General features: G+C 67.8%; 16 protein-coding genes. 10 read left to right on the top strand and 6 right to left on the bottom strand.

The window, feature by feature from the left end; genetic code table 11:
* Window positions 1–188: 188 nt before the first annotated feature.
* Window positions 189–2,876, bottom strand: coding sequence for an aconitate hydratase AcnA (acnA, locus tag B9N97_RS23970; RefSeq protein ID WP_085090183.1), 2,688 nt, complete (start codon window positions 2,874–2,876; stop codon window positions 189–191).
* 347 nt (window positions 2,877–3,223) lie between these two features.
* A complete protein-coding gene (locus tag B9N97_RS23965; protein ID WP_085090182.1) occupies window positions 3,224–4,291 on the bottom strand; it encodes a class I SAM-dependent methyltransferase in 1,068 nt (355 codons plus the stop codon).
* A 260-nt stretch (window positions 4,292–4,551) separates the two neighbouring features.
* On the opposite strand from B9N97_RS23965, the gene B9N97_RS23960 reads away from it, so the two are divergent.
* The 4 genes from B9N97_RS23960 to B9N97_RS23945 all read left to right on the top strand — a co-directional run bounded on the left by B9N97_RS23960 (window position 4,552) and on the right by B9N97_RS23945 (window position 6,602).
* A complete protein-coding gene (locus B9N97_RS23960; protein WP_085090181.1) occupies window positions 4,552–5,154 on the top strand; it encodes an NUDIX domain-containing protein in 603 nt (200 codons plus the stop codon).
* A 22-nt stretch (window positions 5,155–5,176) separates the two neighbouring features.
* Window positions 5,177–5,806 carry a 3'-5' exonuclease gene (locus B9N97_RS23955; protein WP_085090180.1) on the top strand — a complete coding sequence of 210 codons (630 nt, stop codon included), beginning with the start codon at window positions 5,177–5,179 and terminating at the stop codon, window positions 5,804–5,806.
* Between the two features lie 74 nt (window positions 5,807–5,880).
* Window positions 5,881–6,165 carry a YciI family protein gene (locus tag B9N97_RS23950; protein ID WP_085090179.1) on the top strand — a complete coding sequence of 95 codons (285 nt, stop codon included), beginning with the start codon at window positions 5,881–5,883 and terminating at the stop codon, window positions 6,163–6,165.
* Between the two features lie 17 nt (window positions 6,166–6,182).
* The gene (locus B9N97_RS23945) at window positions 6,183–6,602 is read left to right on the top strand and encodes an EVE domain-containing protein (RefSeq protein WP_085090178.1); all 420 of its coding nucleotides are present in this window, start codon (window positions 6,183–6,185) and stop codon (window positions 6,600–6,602) included.
* Between the two features lie 54 nt (window positions 6,603–6,656).
* Here the strand turns inward: B9N97_RS23945 and B9N97_RS23940 are convergent, their stop codons facing one another.
* Window positions 6,657–6,881 carry a hypothetical protein gene (locus B9N97_RS23940; protein ID WP_085090177.1) on the bottom strand — a complete coding sequence of 75 codons (225 nt, stop codon included), beginning with the start codon at window positions 6,879–6,881 and terminating at the stop codon, window positions 6,657–6,659.
* Between the two features lie 390 nt (window positions 6,882–7,271).
* Between B9N97_RS23940 and acs the strand changes: the two genes are divergently transcribed.
* Window positions 7,272–9,212 carry an acetate--CoA ligase gene (gene acs, locus B9N97_RS23935; protein ID WP_085090176.1) on the top strand — a complete coding sequence of 647 codons (1,941 nt, stop codon included), beginning with the start codon at window positions 7,272–7,274 and terminating at the stop codon, window positions 9,210–9,212.
* Window positions 9,213–9,311: 99 nt separating this feature from the next.
* On the opposite strand, the gene B9N97_RS23930 is transcribed toward acs, so the two are convergent.
* The 3 genes from B9N97_RS23930 to B9N97_RS23920 all read right to left on the bottom strand — a co-directional run bounded on the left by B9N97_RS23930 (window position 9,312) and on the right by B9N97_RS23920 (window position 11,530).
* Window positions 9,312–9,806: a hypothetical protein gene (locus tag B9N97_RS23930; RefSeq protein ID WP_085090175.1), complete on the bottom strand. Its 495-nt coding sequence runs from the start codon at window positions 9,804–9,806 to the stop codon at window positions 9,312–9,314.
* Complete coding sequence (locus B9N97_RS23925; RefSeq protein ID WP_085090174.1) at window positions 9,803–10,348, bottom strand: hypothetical protein; 546 nt, start codon at window positions 10,346–10,348, stop codon at window positions 9,803–9,805. Before B9N97_RS23925 ends, B9N97_RS23930 begins: the two co-directional genes overlap by 4 nt.
* 144 nt (window positions 10,349–10,492) lie before the next feature.
* Window positions 10,493–11,530 (bottom strand): DctP family TRAP transporter solute-binding subunit, encoded by a 1,038-nt coding sequence (locus tag B9N97_RS23920; RefSeq protein ID WP_085090173.1) that lies wholly within the window; start codon window positions 11,528–11,530, stop codon window positions 10,493–10,495.
* Window positions 11,531–11,583: 53 nt separating this feature from the next.
* Here B9N97_RS23920 and B9N97_RS23915 point away from each other — a divergent pair, with 53 nt between their 5' ends.
* From B9N97_RS23915 to B9N97_RS23895, 5 genes are all read left to right on the top strand, one after another.
* Window positions 11,584–12,267, top strand: a complete 684-nt coding sequence (locus B9N97_RS23915; protein ID WP_085090172.1) for an OmpA family protein — start codon at window positions 11,584–11,586, stop codon at window positions 12,265–12,267.
* A gap of 120 nt (window positions 12,268–12,387) precedes the next feature.
* Entirely contained in the window at window positions 12,388–12,852 is a 465-nt protein-coding gene (locus B9N97_RS23910) for a cupin domain-containing protein (RefSeq protein WP_085090171.1), read from the top strand.
* A 90-nt stretch (window positions 12,853–12,942) separates the two neighbouring features.
* Window positions 12,943–14,073: a UDP-3-O-(3-hydroxymyristoyl)glucosamine N-acyltransferase gene (lpxD, locus tag B9N97_RS23905; protein ID WP_085090170.1), complete on the top strand. Its 1,131-nt coding sequence runs from the start codon at window positions 12,943–12,945 to the stop codon at window positions 14,071–14,073.
* Window positions 14,074–14,230: 157 nt separating this feature from the next.
* Window positions 14,231–15,013: an RNA methyltransferase gene (locus tag B9N97_RS23900; protein WP_085090169.1), complete on the top strand. Its 783-nt coding sequence runs from the start codon at window positions 14,231–14,233 to the stop codon at window positions 15,011–15,013.
* Window positions 15,014–15,035: 22 nt separating this feature from the next.
* Window positions 15,036–15,764: a LytTR family DNA-binding domain-containing protein gene (locus tag B9N97_RS23895; RefSeq protein ID WP_085090168.1), complete on the top strand. Its 729-nt coding sequence runs from the start codon at window positions 15,036–15,038 to the stop codon at window positions 15,762–15,764.
* Window positions 15,765–15,845: the final 81 nt, after the last annotated feature.

The raw sequence follows: 15,845 nt of genomic DNA, 5'->3' as shown, positions 1-15,845 counted from the left end.
GGGCCCCTCCCTCCCCCGCCTTCGGCAGGAGAGGGCAGATTTGCGATGCGACGTCATCCCTCTCTCCCGCCGAAGGCGGCGGAGGGTTGGGGAGGGGGCAAGGTGTAATGCAACCTCCGCACCTCCCACAGAAGAAAGGGCCGCTCCCCGGCGGGGGCGGCCCTTTCCTTATCCGAACTCCGGCAGCCTTACTTCGCCAGATTCCGCAGCACGAAGTTCAGCACGCCGCCGTTCCTGTAATACTCCACCTCGTCCAGCGTATCGATGCGCAGCAGCAGCGGGTAGGTCTCCACCGTGCCGTCGGCGCGGGTCAGGGTCAGGGTGACGTCCTTGCGCGGGCGCAGGTCCTGTTCGATGCCGGCGATGTCGAAGGTCTCCGACCCGTCCAGCTTCAGGTCGGCGCGGGTGACGCCGTCCTTGAACTGCAGGGGAAGGATGCCCATCCCGACGAGGTTGGAGCGGTGGATGCGCTCGAAGCTCTCGGCGATCACCGCACGGATGCCCAGCAGGCGGGTGCCCTTCGCCGCCCAGTCGCGGCTCGACCCCGTGCCGTATTCCTTGCCGGCGACCACCACCAGCGGCACGCCCTCGTCGGCGTAGCGCATGGCGGCGGTGTAGATCGGCAGCCGCTCGCCCGACGGGTAATGCTTGGTCTCGCCGCCTTCCACGCCGGGGATCAGCTCGTTGCGGATGCGGATGTTGGCGAAGGTGCCGCGCATCATGACTTCATGGTTGCCGCGGCGTGCGCCGTAGCTGTTGAAGTCCTGCGGACGGACCTGATAGCTCAGCAGATACTCGCCGGCCGGGCTGGTCTTCTTGATCGAGCCGGCGGGGGAGATGTGGTCGGTGGTGATGGAATCGCCCAGCACCGCCAGCGCCCGCGCGCCGCGCACGTCCGACACCGGGTCCGGCGTCTTGGTCAGGCCGGTGAAGAAGGGCGGCAGCTTCACATAGGTGGAGCCTTCCTGCCACTGGTAGGTCTGGCCCTCCGCCGTGGCGATGGCCTGCCACTGTTCCGGACCCTTGAAGACGTCGGAATAGCGGCTGCGGAACATCTCGGCGGTCAGCGAGGCGTCGATGGCGTCCTGCACCTCGCGGTTGCTCGGCCAGATGTCCTTCAGATAGACCGGGCCGTCGGTGCCCTCGCCGATGGGGTCCTTGGTCAGGTCGATGTTCAGGTTGCCGGCCAGCGCATAGGCGACGCACAGCGGCGGCGAGGCCAGATAGTTGGCGCGGGTGTGCGGGTTGACGCGGCCCTCGAAATTGCGGTTGCCCGACAGCACGGCGCCGACGACGAGGTTGCCTTCCTCCACCGCCGCGGCGATCGGCTCCGGCAGCGGGCCGGAATTGCCGATGCAGGTGGTGCAGCCATAGCCGACGATGTTGAAGCCGATGCGGTCGAGATAGGGCTGCAGCCCGGCCTTGGCGAGATAGTCGGTGACCACCTGCGATCCCGGCGCCAGCGAGGTCTTGACCCATGGCTTTTGCTTCAGCCCCTTTTCCACCGCCTTCTTGGCCAGCAGGCCGGCGGCGACCAGCACCGCCGGGTTGGAGGTGTTGGTGCAGGACGTGATGGCCGCGATGACGACGGCGCCCTGCTCCAGGCTGTAGTCGGTACCCTGGACCGGAACCGCCTTCTTGGGATCGTCGGCCTTGTAGGCCTCGGTCATGTCCTTGGCGAAGCCCTGGGCGATGCCCGACAGGGCGACGCGGTCCTGCGGGCGCTTCGGGCCGGCCAGCGACGGCTCCACCGTTGCCATGTCCAGTTCCAGAACGTCGGTGAAGACCGGGTCGGGGCTGTTCGGCTCGCGCCACATGCCCTGGGCCTTGGCATAGGCCTCCACCAGCGCCACGCGGTCGGGGTCGCGGCCGGTGAAGGTCAGGTAGCGGATGGTTTCGGCATCGACGGGGAAGATGCCGCAGGTGGCGCCATATTCCGGCGCCATGTTGCCGATGGTGGCGCGGTCGGGCAGCGTCATGCTGTCCAGCCCCGGCCCGAAGAACTCCACGAACTTGCCGACCACGCCCTTCTTGCGCAGCATCTGCGTGACGGTCAGAACCAGATCGGTGGCGGTCATGCCCTCCTTCATCCGGCCGGTCAGCTTGAAGCCGACGACCTCGGGGATCAGCATGGAGATCGGCTGGCCCAGCATCGCGGCCTCCGCCTCGATGCCGCCGACGCCCCAGCCAAGGACGGACAGGCCGTTGACCATGGTGGTGTGGCTGTCGGTGCCGACCAGCGTGTCGGGATAGGCCACCGGCTTGCCCGCCGGGTCGGCGTCGGTCCACACGACCTGCGCCAGATACTCGGTGTTGACCTGATGGCAGATGCCGGTGCCCGGCGGCACCACGCGGAAATTGTCGAAGGCCTTCTGGCCCCAGCGCAGGAACTCGTAGCGTTCCAGGTTGCGCTCGAACTCCAGGTCGACGTTCTTCTGGAAGGCGTCGTTGCCGCCGAAATAGTCGACCATCACCGAGTGGTCGATGACGAGGTCGACCGGCACCAGCGGGTTGATCCTCGTGGGGTCGCCGCCCAGCGACGCCATCGCCTCGCGCATCGCCGCCAGGTCGCAGACCGCCGGCACGCCGGTGAAGTCCTGCATCAGCACGCGCGCCGGGCGATAGGCGATTTCACGATCGGACCGCTTGTCGACCAGCCATTGGGCCACCGCCTTCACGTCGTCGACCGAGACGGTGCGCCCGTCCTCGAACCGCAGCAGGTTTTCCAGCAGCACCTTCATGGAGAACGGCAGCCGCGACAGATCGCCGAGACCCGCCTCCTCGGCGGCCTTCAGGCTGAAATAGTCGTAGCTCTTGCCGCCGGCGGTAAGGGAGCGGCGGGTCTTGAGCGAGTCCTGACCGGTGAAGGTGGTCACGGGAAGCCTCCTTGGCGTTTGGGTCGGGCGTGCGCCTTGGTCGGCGCTTGGGAGAGCGCTTCGGTTACGGTCCAGGTGATGACGGTCCAAAGGACGATCGGTCAAATGACCCTAAAGATCGTCCAAAAGACTGGGGCGGCCACGCGGGCGCCCGTACATCATGCAGGCAAGATGTAGGGTGAAGCCCCGGCAGATCAAACGCATGGCTCCAAGAAAGCGCGGGCATGGGCATGGTTGACGGGGGTCGTGCCGTCACCTCCCTGCCGGGCGGCGGCGGGGCCGACCCCGTCCATCATCCTATGACGTCTCTGCGGATTCGTTCTTTACTCATATGAACATTGAGCGAGTCACGCCGGCTTCATCGCCACATAACGGACGAAGCGCAGGCCGCTGCCCAGCACCCGCAGCCGCGCCCACCACAGCGCAAGCTCCCGCTTCAGCGCCGCCAGCACCGGGGCCGGCGGCGGGACGGCGTTCGCCAGCGTGTCGGCCAGCCTGCGCACGCGGTCGATGATGTGGCGGCGGTGCAGCTGGGTCAGATCCTCCGAAATGCGGAGGTCGAGGTTGCGCTGGGTCAGCTCGTCGGCCATGCGGGTGGCGGTCCAGGGATAGACCTCCATCGGCTCCTCCTCCCGCCAGCCGTTCCAGGCGTCCCAGGAGCCGGGAGTGCCGTCGATCACGTAATCGAACAGGGCGATGCCGCCCTTGGGCTTCACGCAGTCGCCAACACGGTCGAGGAACAGCTCCTTGTCGCGCAGCCGGTGGACGATGCGGTCGGCCATCACGAGGTCGAAGCTGCCGGCCTGATTGAAATGCTCCGGATCATACTGGGCGATCGGCGCCTTCTTCGACAGGCCCAGCGCCATCGACCGGTCCATCGCCAGCTTCGCCAGCAGCGGCGACGGCTCCAGCCCGGTCACCCAGGTGTCGCAGCTTTCCACCAGCGCGCGGGCGGTGCCGCCGAGGCCGGCCGACAGGTCCAGCACGCTCTTGGCCGGGTTCAGCCCGAAGGAGCGGACGGAGTCGACCATCCACGCCGCCTCTTCCGGGCCGGTCATGTCCTGGCCCCACAGAAGCTGAGCCCCCTCGCTGCGCGCCGGCGACCAGACGGGTTCGCCGTGGCGGTCGAGCTGCATCAGCGCCAGACGCTCCAGTTCCGGATTGCCGCCGGCCGCCGGGTCAGACGATGCCGGGTCGGGCAATGCCGGATCCGACACCGCCACAGGCCGGACGGCAGTGCCGACCGCATCCACCGGACTGGGATGGCGCCGCTCCGCCAAGTTACGCAGGTCAGACCGGTGCGAGACGCGGGGCAGGCGGGACAGGTCATAACCCTCCCACCAGGCGGCCAAACGGATGCGCCAGTCGGGGTTACGCCACCGCTCCAAATCCTGCGGACTGATCTGCGGAACCACGCATCTGTCCTTTCCAGGTCAAGGGGCGCCCTACCATACCACCCCTTCTGAGGCATGACATAGGCATTCGGCGCTGTGATTTAGAAGTAGGCGTGACCGATTTGTCTGTCAAGAAACCATTATTTAACCATTTCGACTTCGTTTTCTCCAATTGTTTGAAAATTTTACCGGTTTTTGTCTGTGGGCATGCTGTGTGTGGGCATTGCGGCAGAGGTGCTGCCTCACTATACTCCGGCCGCAACCGACGAAGGGGGCTTCGCGTGCCGATCGAAACCGGTGAGGACACCGGCAATCCCTGGACCGTGCTGACCAGCACGACGAAATACGAAAACGCCTGGATGGAGGTGGTCGAACACAAGGTTCTGACCCCGAAGGGCGCCCCGGGAATCTACGGCGTCGTCCATCCCCGCAGCATCGCCACCGGCGTCGTGCCGATCCATGACGACGGCACGGTGACGCTGGTCGGTCAGTACCGCTTCCCGCTGAAGCAATACAGCTGGGAAATCCCCGAAGGCGGCGGGCGCAAGGGGTTGGAGCCGCAGGAATCCGCGGCGCGCGAGCTGCGCGAGGAGACCGGCCTGACGGCGCGGCGCTGGATGCCGCTGATGAAGCTGCACCTGTCCAACTGCATCACCGACGAGGTCGCCTATACCTTCGTCGCCTGGGGACTGGAGCAGGGCGACTCCGCTCCCGACGAGACCGAGGTCCTGGCGGTGCGCCGCCTGCCCTTCGCCGAGGTGATCGACCTGGTGATGGACGGTGCCATCACCGACGCCATGGCGGTCGCCAGCCTGTTGAAGCTGCGGGTCCTGGCGGCGGAAGATGCGCTGCCCGAGGATCTTGCAAGCATTCTGCGCCTGTGACCTGCCTGTTCATCGGATCTCAATGACCGTCATTTCCGGCCACGCCGTCGCCATCGATTTCGAAACCGCCAACGAGACCCGCACCAGCGCCTGCTCCATCGGCGTCGCCTGGATCGAGGACGGCCGCGTGACCCGGACGGAGGAGCATCTGATCCGCCCGCGCGAGCTGCGCTTCAACTCCTTCAACAGCGCCATCCACGGCATCCGGGAGGCGGACGTCGCCGACGCCCCCGAATTCCCGGAGGTGTGGGCGACCTTGCGCGAACGGGTGCAGGGCCGGCTGATCCTGGCCCACAATGCCGCCTTCGACATCAGCGTGCTGCGCCACACCCTGACCGACTATGGCCTGGACTGGCCGGCCTGCGACTATCTCTGCACCGTGGTGATGGCGCGGCGCGCCTGGCCGACGCTGACGGCGCACCGGCTGAACCATCTGGCCGACTTCCTGGGCATCGCGCTGGAACACCACCATGCCGGCAGCGACGCCGAGGCCTGCGGCCGTATCGCGCTGGCCGCCGCCGCGGAGATGGGGCTGCGCGGCTTCGGCGAGATCCATCGCACCGGGATCAATCCGGGCCGCATCGCCCCCGGCGGTTATTCCCCCTGCAAGGGTGGCAAGGCACTGCCGCGGCGTCCGCGCGTGGTGGTGTGACGCTTCAGCCGACGCTTTCCCATCCTCCTTCCCTGCGCTAGGCTCCCGCTCCACCGTATGAAGGAGCGAGCCGCATGCTGTTCATGTTCCATTGCGTCGACAAGGCGGGTGCCGCCGATATCCGCGCCGCCAACCGTGCCGAGCATCTGGCCTATCTGGAGGCCAACGCCGACCGCATCTTCGTCGCCGGTCCGCTGCTGTCGGACGACCAGAGCGGCATGGTCGGCAGCCTGCTGCTCGTCGAGTGCGCCGATGCCGCCGCGGCACAGGATTTCGCCGCCGGCGATCCCTATGCCAAGGCCGGCCTGTTCGACAGCGTGACGATCCGGCCCTGGCGCCGCGTCTACCCCAAGGCCTGAGCGGGAGAGCGCCGGAGATGGCCTATTGGCTGGTGAAATCCGAGCCGTTCAAATATTCCTGGGACCGCATGGTCGCCGACGGCCGGACCCATTGGGACGGGGTGCGCAATTACCAGGCGTCCAACAATCTGAAGGCGATGGAGGTGGGCGACCGCGCCTTCTTCTATCACTCCAACGAAGGGCTGGAGATCGTCGGCATCGTCGAGATCGTCCGCACCTATTACCCGGACCCCAGCGACGAGTCCGGCCGCTTCGGCATGGTCGACGTGGCCCCGGTGATGCCGGTGAAGACGCCCGTCACGCTGAAGCAGATCAAGGCCGACCCGCTGCTGCAGTCGATGGCCCTGGTCCGCCAGTCCCGCCTGTCGGTCTGCCCGGTCAGCGAGGAGGAATGGGCCCGCGTGTGCGATCTGGCGGGAGTGGGTGTTCCGGCTTGAGAGTGTGCGGGGTGAGGTAACACTTACCCCCACTCACCACTTACTTAGAAAGACCTACTCCGCCGCGTCCTGCATCGCCGCGCGGAAGTCGTTGGTCGCCTGCAGCATGCGTCGGGCGATGTCGGCCATGCCGGCGGCGGAGGTGGCGGTGAGGGGCGCGCCCAGGGCGCGCAGCGTGGCGTCGATGGCCGTCAGGCTGATGCCGTCGGCCAGACCGGTCAGGCGGCCGGCGGTGTCGCCCGCTTCGGGAAGATCGTCCGCGTTGGTGGTGCTGGCCATTGCGATCCTTGCCGCCGATGATCGTTACCGTGATGCAGCAACTCTATAGCTGTCGGTCGGTTAAGGTCGGGTTAAGCAAGGGACTGTTCGTTACAGGGCCGACATGGCCCATGCTGCACCGCGGCGCGGCGGATGGTCGCGGCACGCGGTCGTCCATGCTTCGGGCCCGAACGGCGCCGAAAGCTGCGTGCCTTGGTATGCTTGGGGAAGAAACAGTCTCGCGCTGCAAAATCAGCGACACAATCCTCCTTTGGTCGGGGGGCCTGCAGGGGCCGATTTGCTTGTTCGTCCCGCAACTTGTGTGGATAATGCCGCTCAATTCCGGGCGGCGGCCCGCCGCCCTGCAACATCTTCCGGCCAATTCGGAAGCACCACGGGGGAATCGCACTCATGACCGACAACAGCTTCTTTCCGGTGAAGCCCGAGATCGCGGCGACCGCCCACGTGAACGCGGAAGCCTATGCCCGCATGTACGAGCAGTCGGTCAAGGACCCCGAGGCGTTCTGGGGCGAGCAGGGCAAGCGGCTCGACTGGATCAAGCCCTACAGCAAGGTGAAGGACGTCAATTACAATGACGACGTCCACATCCGCTGGTTCTACGACGGCACGCTGAACGTTTCCGCCAACTGCATCGACCGCCACCTGGCGACCCGCGGCGACCAGACCGCGATCCTGTTCGAAGGCGACGACCCCGGCGTTTCCAAGGCGATCACCTACAAGGAACTGCACGAGAAGGTCTGCCGTCTCGCCAACGTGATGAAGAAGAACGGCGTCAAGAAGGGCGACCGCGTCACCATCTATCTGCCGATGATCCCGGAGGCCGCCTATGCGATGCTGGCCTGCACCCGCATCGGCGCCATCCATTCCATCGTCTTCGGCGGCTTCTCGCCCGACAGCCTGAAGGACCGCATCGTCGACTGCGACAGCCACTTCGTCATCACCTCCGACGAGGGCCTGCGCGGCGGCCGCAAGGTGCCGCTGAAGGCCAACGCCGACAAGGCGGTGGCCGGCGCGCCGATGGTCAAGCATGTGTTGGTGGTCAAGCACACCGGTGGCGACGTCGCCTGGACCGAAGGCCGCGACCTCTGGTACCACGAGGAGATGGAGAGCGTCTCCGCCGACTGCCCGCCGGAGGAGATGAACGCCGAGGATCCGCTGTTCATCCTCTACACCTCCGGTTCGACCGGCAAGCCGAAGGGCGTGCTCCACACCACCGGCGGCTATCTCGTCTATGCGTCGATGACCCATCAGTATGTCTTCGACTACAAGGACGGCGAGGTCTACTGGTGCACCGCCGACGTGGGCTGGGTCACCGGCCACAGCTACATCGTCTATGGTCCGCTTGCCAACGGCGCCACCACGCTGATGTTCGAAGGCGTGCCGACCTATCCGGACGTCTCGCGCTTCTGGCAGGTCATCGACAAGCACAAGGTCAACATCTTCTACACCGCGCCCACCGCCATCCGCTCGCTGATGCGCGAGGGTGAGGGACCGGTCAAGAAGACCTCGCGCGCGTCCTTGCGCGTGCTGGGTTCGGTCGGCGAGCCGATCAATCCGGAAGCGTGGCTGTGGTACTACAACGTGGTCGGCGACGCCCGCTGCCCGATCGTCGACACCTGGTGGCAGACGGAGACCGGCGGCATCCTGATCACCCCGCTGATCGGCGCCATCGGCCAGAAGCCGGGCTCGGCGACCAAGCCCTTCTTCGGCGTCCAGCCGGTCGTCGTCGACAACGAAGGCCAGATCCTGGAAGGCGAGACCGAGGGCAACCTCTGCATCGCCGACAGCTGGCCGGGCCAGATGCGCACGGTGTTCGGCGACCACGAGCGCTTCGTCCAGACCTACTTCTCGACCTTCCCCGGCAAGTACTTCACCGGTGACGGCTGCCGCCGCGACGCCGACGGCTATTACTGGATCACCGGCCGCGTCGACGACGTCATCAACGTGTCCGGCCACCGCATGGGCACCGCCGAGGTCGAAAGCGCGCTGGTCGCCCACCCGAAGGTCGCCGAGGCCGCGGTCGTCGGCTATCCGCACGACCTGAAGGGCCAGGGCATCTACGCCTACGTCACGCTGAACGCCGGCGAGACCCCGACGGAAGAGCTGCGCAAGGAGCTGGTCGCCTGGGTCCGCAAGGAGATCGGCCCGATCGCCTCGCCCGACCTGATCCAGTGGGCTCCCGGCCTGCCGAAGACCCGCTCCGGCAAGATCATGCGCCGCATCCTGCGCAAGATCGCCGCGAACGAGCATGACAGCCTGGGCGACACCTCGACGCTGGCCGATCCGGGTGTGGTGACCGACCTGATCGACAACCGCATGAACAACGGTTGATCGGCGGTTGATGGGGAAGAGGGGGCGCTCCGGTTGGGGCGCCCTTTTTCCTTGCGGAGTTGTCGGTTTTTGCCCCCACCCCCTCAACACCGACCCCTCTCAACCCTCCGGCAGCACCAGAGGGGCGGCGGGGGAGATGGCGAAAGCGGTGGGGGAGGGGTGGCGTTCGGCAATCCGCTTGCGGGCGTCCTCCGCGCTGTCGGCGGCGACGGCATAGGTTCGCACGCCGGTCCAGGGGGCGGTGGCGTCCAGCGCCTCCACCGCGACATACCACAGCGGGCCGCTGGAGCGGGCGACGCGGTCGACGCAGTGGAACTCCATCGGCGCCAGGGCCAAATCGTCGGTCATGGCGGACTGCAGGGACAGGATCTCGCCCTCGACCTCCGCCACCTCGTGGCGCAGGCCGGCCAGCGTTTCCTCCGCCTCCACCCGGCGGACGGCGGCGAGCTTGGCGTAATTGGCGTAGACGTCCAGCCGCTCCTTCAGTGCGGCCAGCTTCTCCGACTGGCGGCGGGCGCGGATGCCGAGGATCCGTTCGCCCAGCATGCCGACGCCAAGGCTGGTGACCGCCCCCAGCAGCCAGACGACGGTCATGGCCCGACGGCTCCGGCTCCGGCAACCGCCTCTTCGTCCGCGCCCTCGCTGGAAACCGTCACGCCCACCCCGTCGTGGAAGATGTTGCGGGTCAGCATCTGGGCGGCGGCGAAATCGGAGGCCCAGACCTGCGCCTCGTTCTCGAAGCGCCAGATGGCGGGGTGAACCACCGCCTTGGCGTCGGGACGGGCGGTGAAGCCGGGCGCCATCGCCAGCCGGAAGACGAAGCGGTTGCGTCCCGCTTCCGGCCGGCCGATCTCGTGGATGAAGCGGCGCGTGGTGGTGGCGCGCTTGCCGCCGCGGCGGTTGAGGATAAGCTTTTCGGTCGACAGTTCGACCAGCTTCGCCTTCATCGCCCCGATCTCTGCCTGCATGGCCTCAAGCTCGTTGGCCTGGCCTTCCAGGGAATCGCGTTCGGCGGCCAGGGTGGCGCCGCAGCGGCGGATCTGCCGGTCGGCCCGCAGGATCAAGGCACGGCGGATGCCCAGGAACAACAGAGTGGCGCCGATGCAGAACAGCGCCAGCAGCATCTCCGACGTCATAGGCGCCCGCTCCGCAAACCAATCGGCGAAGTTGAGGAGTTGTAGCGCAATCCGCGCGGGTACGCATCACAAGCAAGTGCCTTGCGACCATGAAAAAACGGCGCCACGGAGGGCGCCGTCATTCGTCACATCAGCGAAGAAGGATCACTTCCGCGCGGCGATGGCGGATTGCGCTGCCTTCACCAGATCGGGGCCGATCTGCTTGGTCCACTTGTCGAAGACCGGCTGGGTGGCGGTCTGGAAGGCCTTCTGCTCCTCCGGCGTCAGTCGCACCACATCGACGCCCTGGGCGGTGATTTCCTTCAGCAGGCTGTCGTCCTCGGCGGTGATGCCCTTGCGGGACAGCGCCACCTCTTCCGCCGCGGCCTGGACGGCTGCGGCACGCACCGCCTCCTGGTCTTCCTTCGACCAACTGGCCCAGACCTCCTTGTTGACGACGAAGATCAACGGGTCGGCGACATAGCCCCACAGGGTCAGGTTCTTCTGGCCCAGCGTCGCCAGCTTGGCAGCGACGAAGATGGCCAGCGGGTTCTCCTGCCCGTCAACGGCGCCGGTGGACAGCGCCGGCTGCGCGTCGGCCCAGCTCATCTGCGTCGGGTTGGCGCCCAGCGCGGTGAAGGTGTCGAGATAGAGCGGCGAGCCGACGACGCGGATCTTCATCCCCTTCAGGTCGGCCGGGGTGCGGATCGGGTGCTTGGAGTTGGAGATCTCGCGGAAGCCGTTCTCGCCCCAGGCCAGCGGCACCACGTCCTTGGTGGCGAGCAGGTCGAACAGCGTCTTGCCGACCTCGCCCTGGGTCAGGGCGTCGAGCGCCTTGTGGTCGGGCATCAGGAAGGGCAGGGAGAAGAGGTTCAGCTCCTTCACCTGGGGCGACCAGTTGATGGTGGAGCCGACCGCCATGTCGATGGTGCCCTGGCGGAGCGCGGTGAATTCCTTGGTCTGGTCGCCGTTCACCAGCGAGGTGCCGGGATACATCTTGATGTTGATGCGGCCGCCGGTCTTCTCCTTGACCAGCTCGGCCCAGCGGTCGCCGCCGACGCCCCAGGGGAAGGGCTTGCCCAGAACGGTGGAAAGCTTGTACTCCGCCTTGTAGTCGGCAGCGTTCGCCGCGCCGGCAACCATGGCCGGAACCGTCAGCGCGGCCAGCGCGATGCCGGCGAGCAGAGCCTTCAGCGATTTCATGCTTGTTTCCTCCCAAGCGCCCTATACGAAAGATACGGACCGGGATCGTACAGATGCACGCAGGACTGTTCCACGAGCAATTTGACACGACCGTCCGCGGTCCGAACAATGCGGCCATGCGGCTGGGCTTGGCTCTGGGTGCTTGCGTCTGGCTGGTCCTGCCGGTCGCGGCGGGCGCCCAAGGCTTGCCGAACCCGGCGATGCCGATGGGGCCGAACCCCAGCGAATGCGAGATCCAGGCGGCGCTGCTCGGCACCACCGGCCCCAATTGCCCGCCGGTGGCGATGCAGCGGCCGGCCGTGCCGCCGCCGGCCACTCCCCCGGCTTCACCTCCGGCCGGGCGGCCGGCGCCGGTGACGGTGCCGCCCCTGCCCGAGCCGGCGGCGGTGCCCGCGCCGGAACTGCGCGCCGCCTTCCGGGTGGAGTTCGATTTCAACTCCGCCCGCATCCGGCCGGAATCGCGGGCGATCCTCGACAAGGTGGCGGCGGTGATGGCGGCGGCCGGCAACACCCGCTTCCGCATTGTCGGCCACACCGACGGCGTCGGCAGCGACGCGGCGAACCTTGCCTTGTCCAAGCGGCGGGCGACGGCGGTGGTCGAGTATCTGGTGTCGCATCACCATATCCGCCGCGACCGGCTGGAGGCGTCGGGCATGGGCGCGCGGGAACTGCTGCTGCCCGACCAGCCCAAGGCGGCGGCCAACCGGCGGGTGGAGATCGTCAATCTGGGCGGCTGAAATTTTTCGCAGCTGGCGGAACCTTCGGCGGTGTGAGGTGTTGCGCAGGGGCGCCACCCGGCCGTGGCTCTGCCGTGGCCGTGCGCGCACCGACCCTCCATCCTCCGACTGGGAGAGCCGATGCCCGACCACACCCCCATTCCGATCGACAGCCGCCGCATCGCAGACGACGAGGTCGGCAAGCCGGCGGTTTTCGGCGCCATCCTGTCCGGCCAGCCGCTGGAGATTCACCGCAACATTTTCGAAGGCGACTATGGCCGCTTCCGGTCGGGGGTGTGGCAGTGCACGCCGGGCCTCGTCGCGATGAAGGACTGGCCCTATCACGAGTTCTGCGTCCTGCTGTCCGGCCGGGTCATCATCACGCCGGAAGGCGGGTCCCCGCGCGAATACAAGGCTGGCGACGCGCTGGTGCTGCCGATGGGCTTCACCGGCACCTGGGAGATCCTGGAGACGGTGCGCAAATACTATGCGGTGCAGGCGCGTCAGCCGCTGATGCGCCGGGTGAAGGAGCGGGTGAAGGGCTGGCTGCGGCCGGGCGCCAAGGGCGGGCAGGCCACCGATGCGAAAGCCGGGGTCGCGTTCTGATGCCTCGCCATCGGCCGGACGCCCGTGTTAGGGTCCGCCGCGCCGTCCGTCGGGGCGGCCATCGAAGACCCTGACACCGGTGTTCCGACCATGACCAAGCCCCCCATGACCCTCACCGAGATCGCCGAAGCGCTGGGCGCCGCGGTCGAAGGCGACGGCTCCCTCACCATCCGCCGCGCCGTCCACCCGTCGGAAGCGGAGGGGCCGGAGGATCTGGCGCTGGCGATGGACAAGGACCTGATGGCCCTGCTGCCAGGCAGCAAGGCGGTCGCCGCCGTGGTCGCCGAGGGAGTCGAGGTGCCGGACACGATCAAGGGCCGCATCGTGGTGAAGCGTCCGCGCTATGCCATGGCCGGGATGCTCGACATCTTCGAGCGTCCGGTCCATGCCGAACCGGGCGTCTCGCCGCAGGCCTATGTGGCGCCCGATGCGGTGGTGGCGCCCGATGCCTCCATCGCTCCCTTCGCCTATGTCGGCCCGCGTGCCCGCATCGGGGCCGGGGTCGTCATCCTGCCGCACGTCACCGTCGGCGCCGACGCGGTGATCGGCGAGGGCTGCCTGCTGCATCCCGGCGCCCGCATCGGCGAGCGGGTGGAGATGGGCGCCCGCTGCATCATCCATCCCAACGCCGCCGTCGGCAACGACGGCTTCAGCTTCGTCACGCCGGAACCGGGCAGCGTCGAATCGGCCAAGACCACCGGCCGCGTCGTCGGCACCAACGTGCTGATCCGCCGGGTGAACTCCATCGGCACGGTGATCCTCGGCGACGATGTCGAGATCGGGGCCGGCGCCACCATCGACCGCGGAACGGTGACGGCCACCCGCATCGGCAACGGCACCAAGATCGACAACCTCGTCCAGATCGGCCACAACGTCCAGGTCGGCACCAACTGCATGCTGTGCGGCCATGTCGGCATCGCCGGCAGCACGATCATCGGCGATCGCGTGGTGCTGGCCGGCAAGGTGGGCGTGGCCGACCATGTGAAGATCGGCAGCGACGCGGTGGTGGCCGCCAATTCCGGCGTCGGCATGGACATCCCGCCCAAGTCGGTGTGGATGGGCTATCCCGCCGTGCCGCGCGCCCGCGCCTTCGAACAATACAAGGGCCTCGCCCGCCTCAAGCGCCTGTACGCGGACGTCTCCGACCTGAAGAAGCGCCTGACCGCCATCGACGGCGGCCCGGTGAAGGTCGAGGCGGAGCCGGCGGAGCAGCAGGAATAGGGGGAGCGCGGGTACGGATTGCCCCCTCCCTAACCCTCCCCCACCTTCGGTGGGAGAGGGGACTGCCGCCGCTCTGCGACCGACTCCCTCTCCCTCGAAGAGGGGGAGGGTTGGGGAGGGGGGCAACAGCACTTGACCTCAAACGAACTTACGTCCAATGACCTCCGGCCAGAACCCCACCCGTGAGTCCATCCTTGGCGGCCCGGCCGTCATCCTGGTGCAGCCGCAGCTCGGCGAGAACATCGGCGCCTGCGCGCGTGCGATGCTGAATTGCGGGCTGACCGACCTCCGCCTCGTCAAGCCGCGCGACGGCTGGCCGAACCCGAAGGCCAGTGCGGCGGCGTCCGGCGCCGACCTCGTCATCGACAACGCGAAGATCTTCGAGACGACGGCCGAGGCGGTCGCCGACCTGGAGGCGGTCTATGCCACCACGGTGCGCACCCGCGACATGATCCAGCGCTTCGTCACCCCGCGCGTGGCGGCCGGCGAGATGCGGGAACGCTATGCCGCCGGGCAGAAGGTCGGCGTGATGTTCGGGCCGGAGCGCACCGGGCTGGTCAACGACGACCTGACCTTCGCCCAGACGCTGGTGACGGTGCCGCTGAACCCGGCCTTCTCGTCGCTCAACCTGGCGCAGGCGGTGCTGCTGATCGGCTATGAGTGGTTCCAGGCCGGCGACCGCACGCCCGACCGCTTCCTGCACACCGGCCAGACCCGCCCGGCGACGATGGCGGAGCGGGTGAACTTCTTCGAGCGGCTGGAGGCGGCGCTGGACCGCACCGGCTTCTTCACCAGCGAGGAGAAGCGCCCCTCGATGGTCCGCACGCTCCGCAACGCCTTCGAGCGGATGGAGATGACCGAGCAGGAGGTGCGCACCTTCCACGGCGTCGTCGCCGCCCTGGTCCAGGGCGACAAGCGGAAAGGCGGGAGCCAGGACTGAAACCCCGCTATAGTGGGCGTCCATGGACTATGCGTTGCAAAACATGGATGTCGGGCTGGTGCTGCTGGACGGCGCGCGGCGGGTGCTGGCGCTGAACCCGGCGGCGGTGCGGCTGCTGGGGGAACGGGCGGCCGGGCTGGTCGGCGCCTATCTGCACGACCTGCACCCGCCCTCGCACCGGGCCAAGGTGGAGTTGCTGCTGGCCGCCGCCGGCGATCCGTCCGCCCCGGCGTCCGCCTGCTCGATGATGGTGGCGCTGCCCGGCCGGGTTCTGGTGGTCAAGGCCACGGCGCTGGCGCCCGCCGCGGAGGTGGCGGAGGGAAGTGCGGTCACCGCCCTGATGCTGATGGAGGCGGGGCGGCCTGTCGCGGCGGAGATCCAGAACCCCGCAGCGCAGCCGACAGGAAATTTGGCCGAACCGTTGGTCAAGCTGCCGGTGGAGAAGGGGCAGGGCATCGTGCTGCTCGACCCGGCCGATGCCGTCTATCTGCAGGCCGACGGCCATTACACCACGGTCCACACCGCCGACGGCGCCTTCTTCTGCGGCCTGCCTTTGTCGGAGCTGGAGGCACGGCTCGACGCCCGGTCCTTTGTGCGCACCCATCGCGGCTACATCGTCAATCTGCGCCATGCCCGCGCGGTGGAACGGCAGGACGGCCGCGCCGCCTTCGTCATGGCCGCCCCCGGCGCCCCCCGCGTGCCGGTCAGCCGCAACCGGGCCGAGGCGCTGAAGAAGCGGCTGGCGCTGTAGGGCGGCACCGTTCGTGCGGCGATCCGGCCGTTCGCGCAGGCCGGATGCGCTTGGTGCAGGGCCGCTTGAGGGTGGGGCCGC

The sequence above is a fragment of the Azospirillum oryzae genome (assembly GCF_900177515.1).
Taxonomy (GTDB): domain Bacteria; phylum Pseudomonadota; class Alphaproteobacteria; order Azospirillales; family Azospirillaceae; genus Azospirillum; species Azospirillum oryzae_A.
This window is presented reverse-complemented; position numbering and strand designations above follow the sequence as displayed.

What these genes read in the sequence shown, in the direction of transcription:
- B9N97_RS23955 (WP_085090180.1), top strand. Translation starts at nt 5,177, where the DNA reads ATGACCGTCATTTCCGGCCACGCCGTCGCCATCGATTTCGAAACCGCC.
- B9N97_RS23950 (WP_085090179.1), top strand. Translation starts at nt 5,881, where the DNA reads ATGCTGTTCATGTTCCATTGCGTCGACAAGGCGGGTGCCGCCGATATC.
- B9N97_RS23945 (WP_085090178.1), top strand. Translation starts at nt 6,183, where the DNA reads ATGGCCTATTGGCTGGTGAAATCCGAGCCGTTCAAATATTCCTGGGAC.
- B9N97_RS23940 (WP_085090177.1), bottom strand. Translation starts at nt 6,881, where the DNA reads ATGGCCAGCACCACCAACGCGGACGATCTTCCCGAAGCGGGCGACACC.
- acs (WP_085090176.1), top strand. Translation starts at nt 7,272, where the DNA reads ATGACCGACAACAGCTTCTTTCCGGTGAAGCCCGAGATCGCGGCGACC.
- B9N97_RS23930 (WP_085090175.1), bottom strand. Translation starts at nt 9,806, where the DNA reads ATGACCGTCGTCTGGCTGCTGGGGGCGGTCACCAGCCTTGGCGTCGGC.
- B9N97_RS23925 (WP_085090174.1), bottom strand. Translation starts at nt 10,348, where the DNA reads ATGACGTCGGAGATGCTGCTGGCGCTGTTCTGCATCGGCGCCACTCTG.
- B9N97_RS23920 (WP_085090173.1), bottom strand. Translation starts at nt 11,530, where the DNA reads ATGAAATCGCTGAAGGCTCTGCTCGCCGGCATCGCGCTGGCCGCGCTG.
- B9N97_RS23915 (WP_085090172.1), top strand. Translation starts at nt 11,584, where the DNA reads ATGCACGCAGGACTGTTCCACGAGCAATTTGACACGACCGTCCGCGGT.
- B9N97_RS23910 (WP_085090171.1), top strand. Translation starts at nt 12,388, where the DNA reads ATGCCCGACCACACCCCCATTCCGATCGACAGCCGCCGCATCGCAGAC.
- lpxD (WP_085090170.1), top strand. Translation starts at nt 12,943, where the DNA reads ATGACCAAGCCCCCCATGACCCTCACCGAGATCGCCGAAGCGCTGGGC.
- B9N97_RS23900 (WP_085090169.1), top strand. Translation starts at nt 14,231, where the DNA reads ATGACCTCCGGCCAGAACCCCACCCGTGAGTCCATCCTTGGCGGCCCG.
- B9N97_RS23895 (WP_085090168.1), top strand. Translation starts at nt 15,036, where the DNA reads ATGGACTATGCGTTGCAAAACATGGATGTCGGGCTGGTGCTGCTGGAC.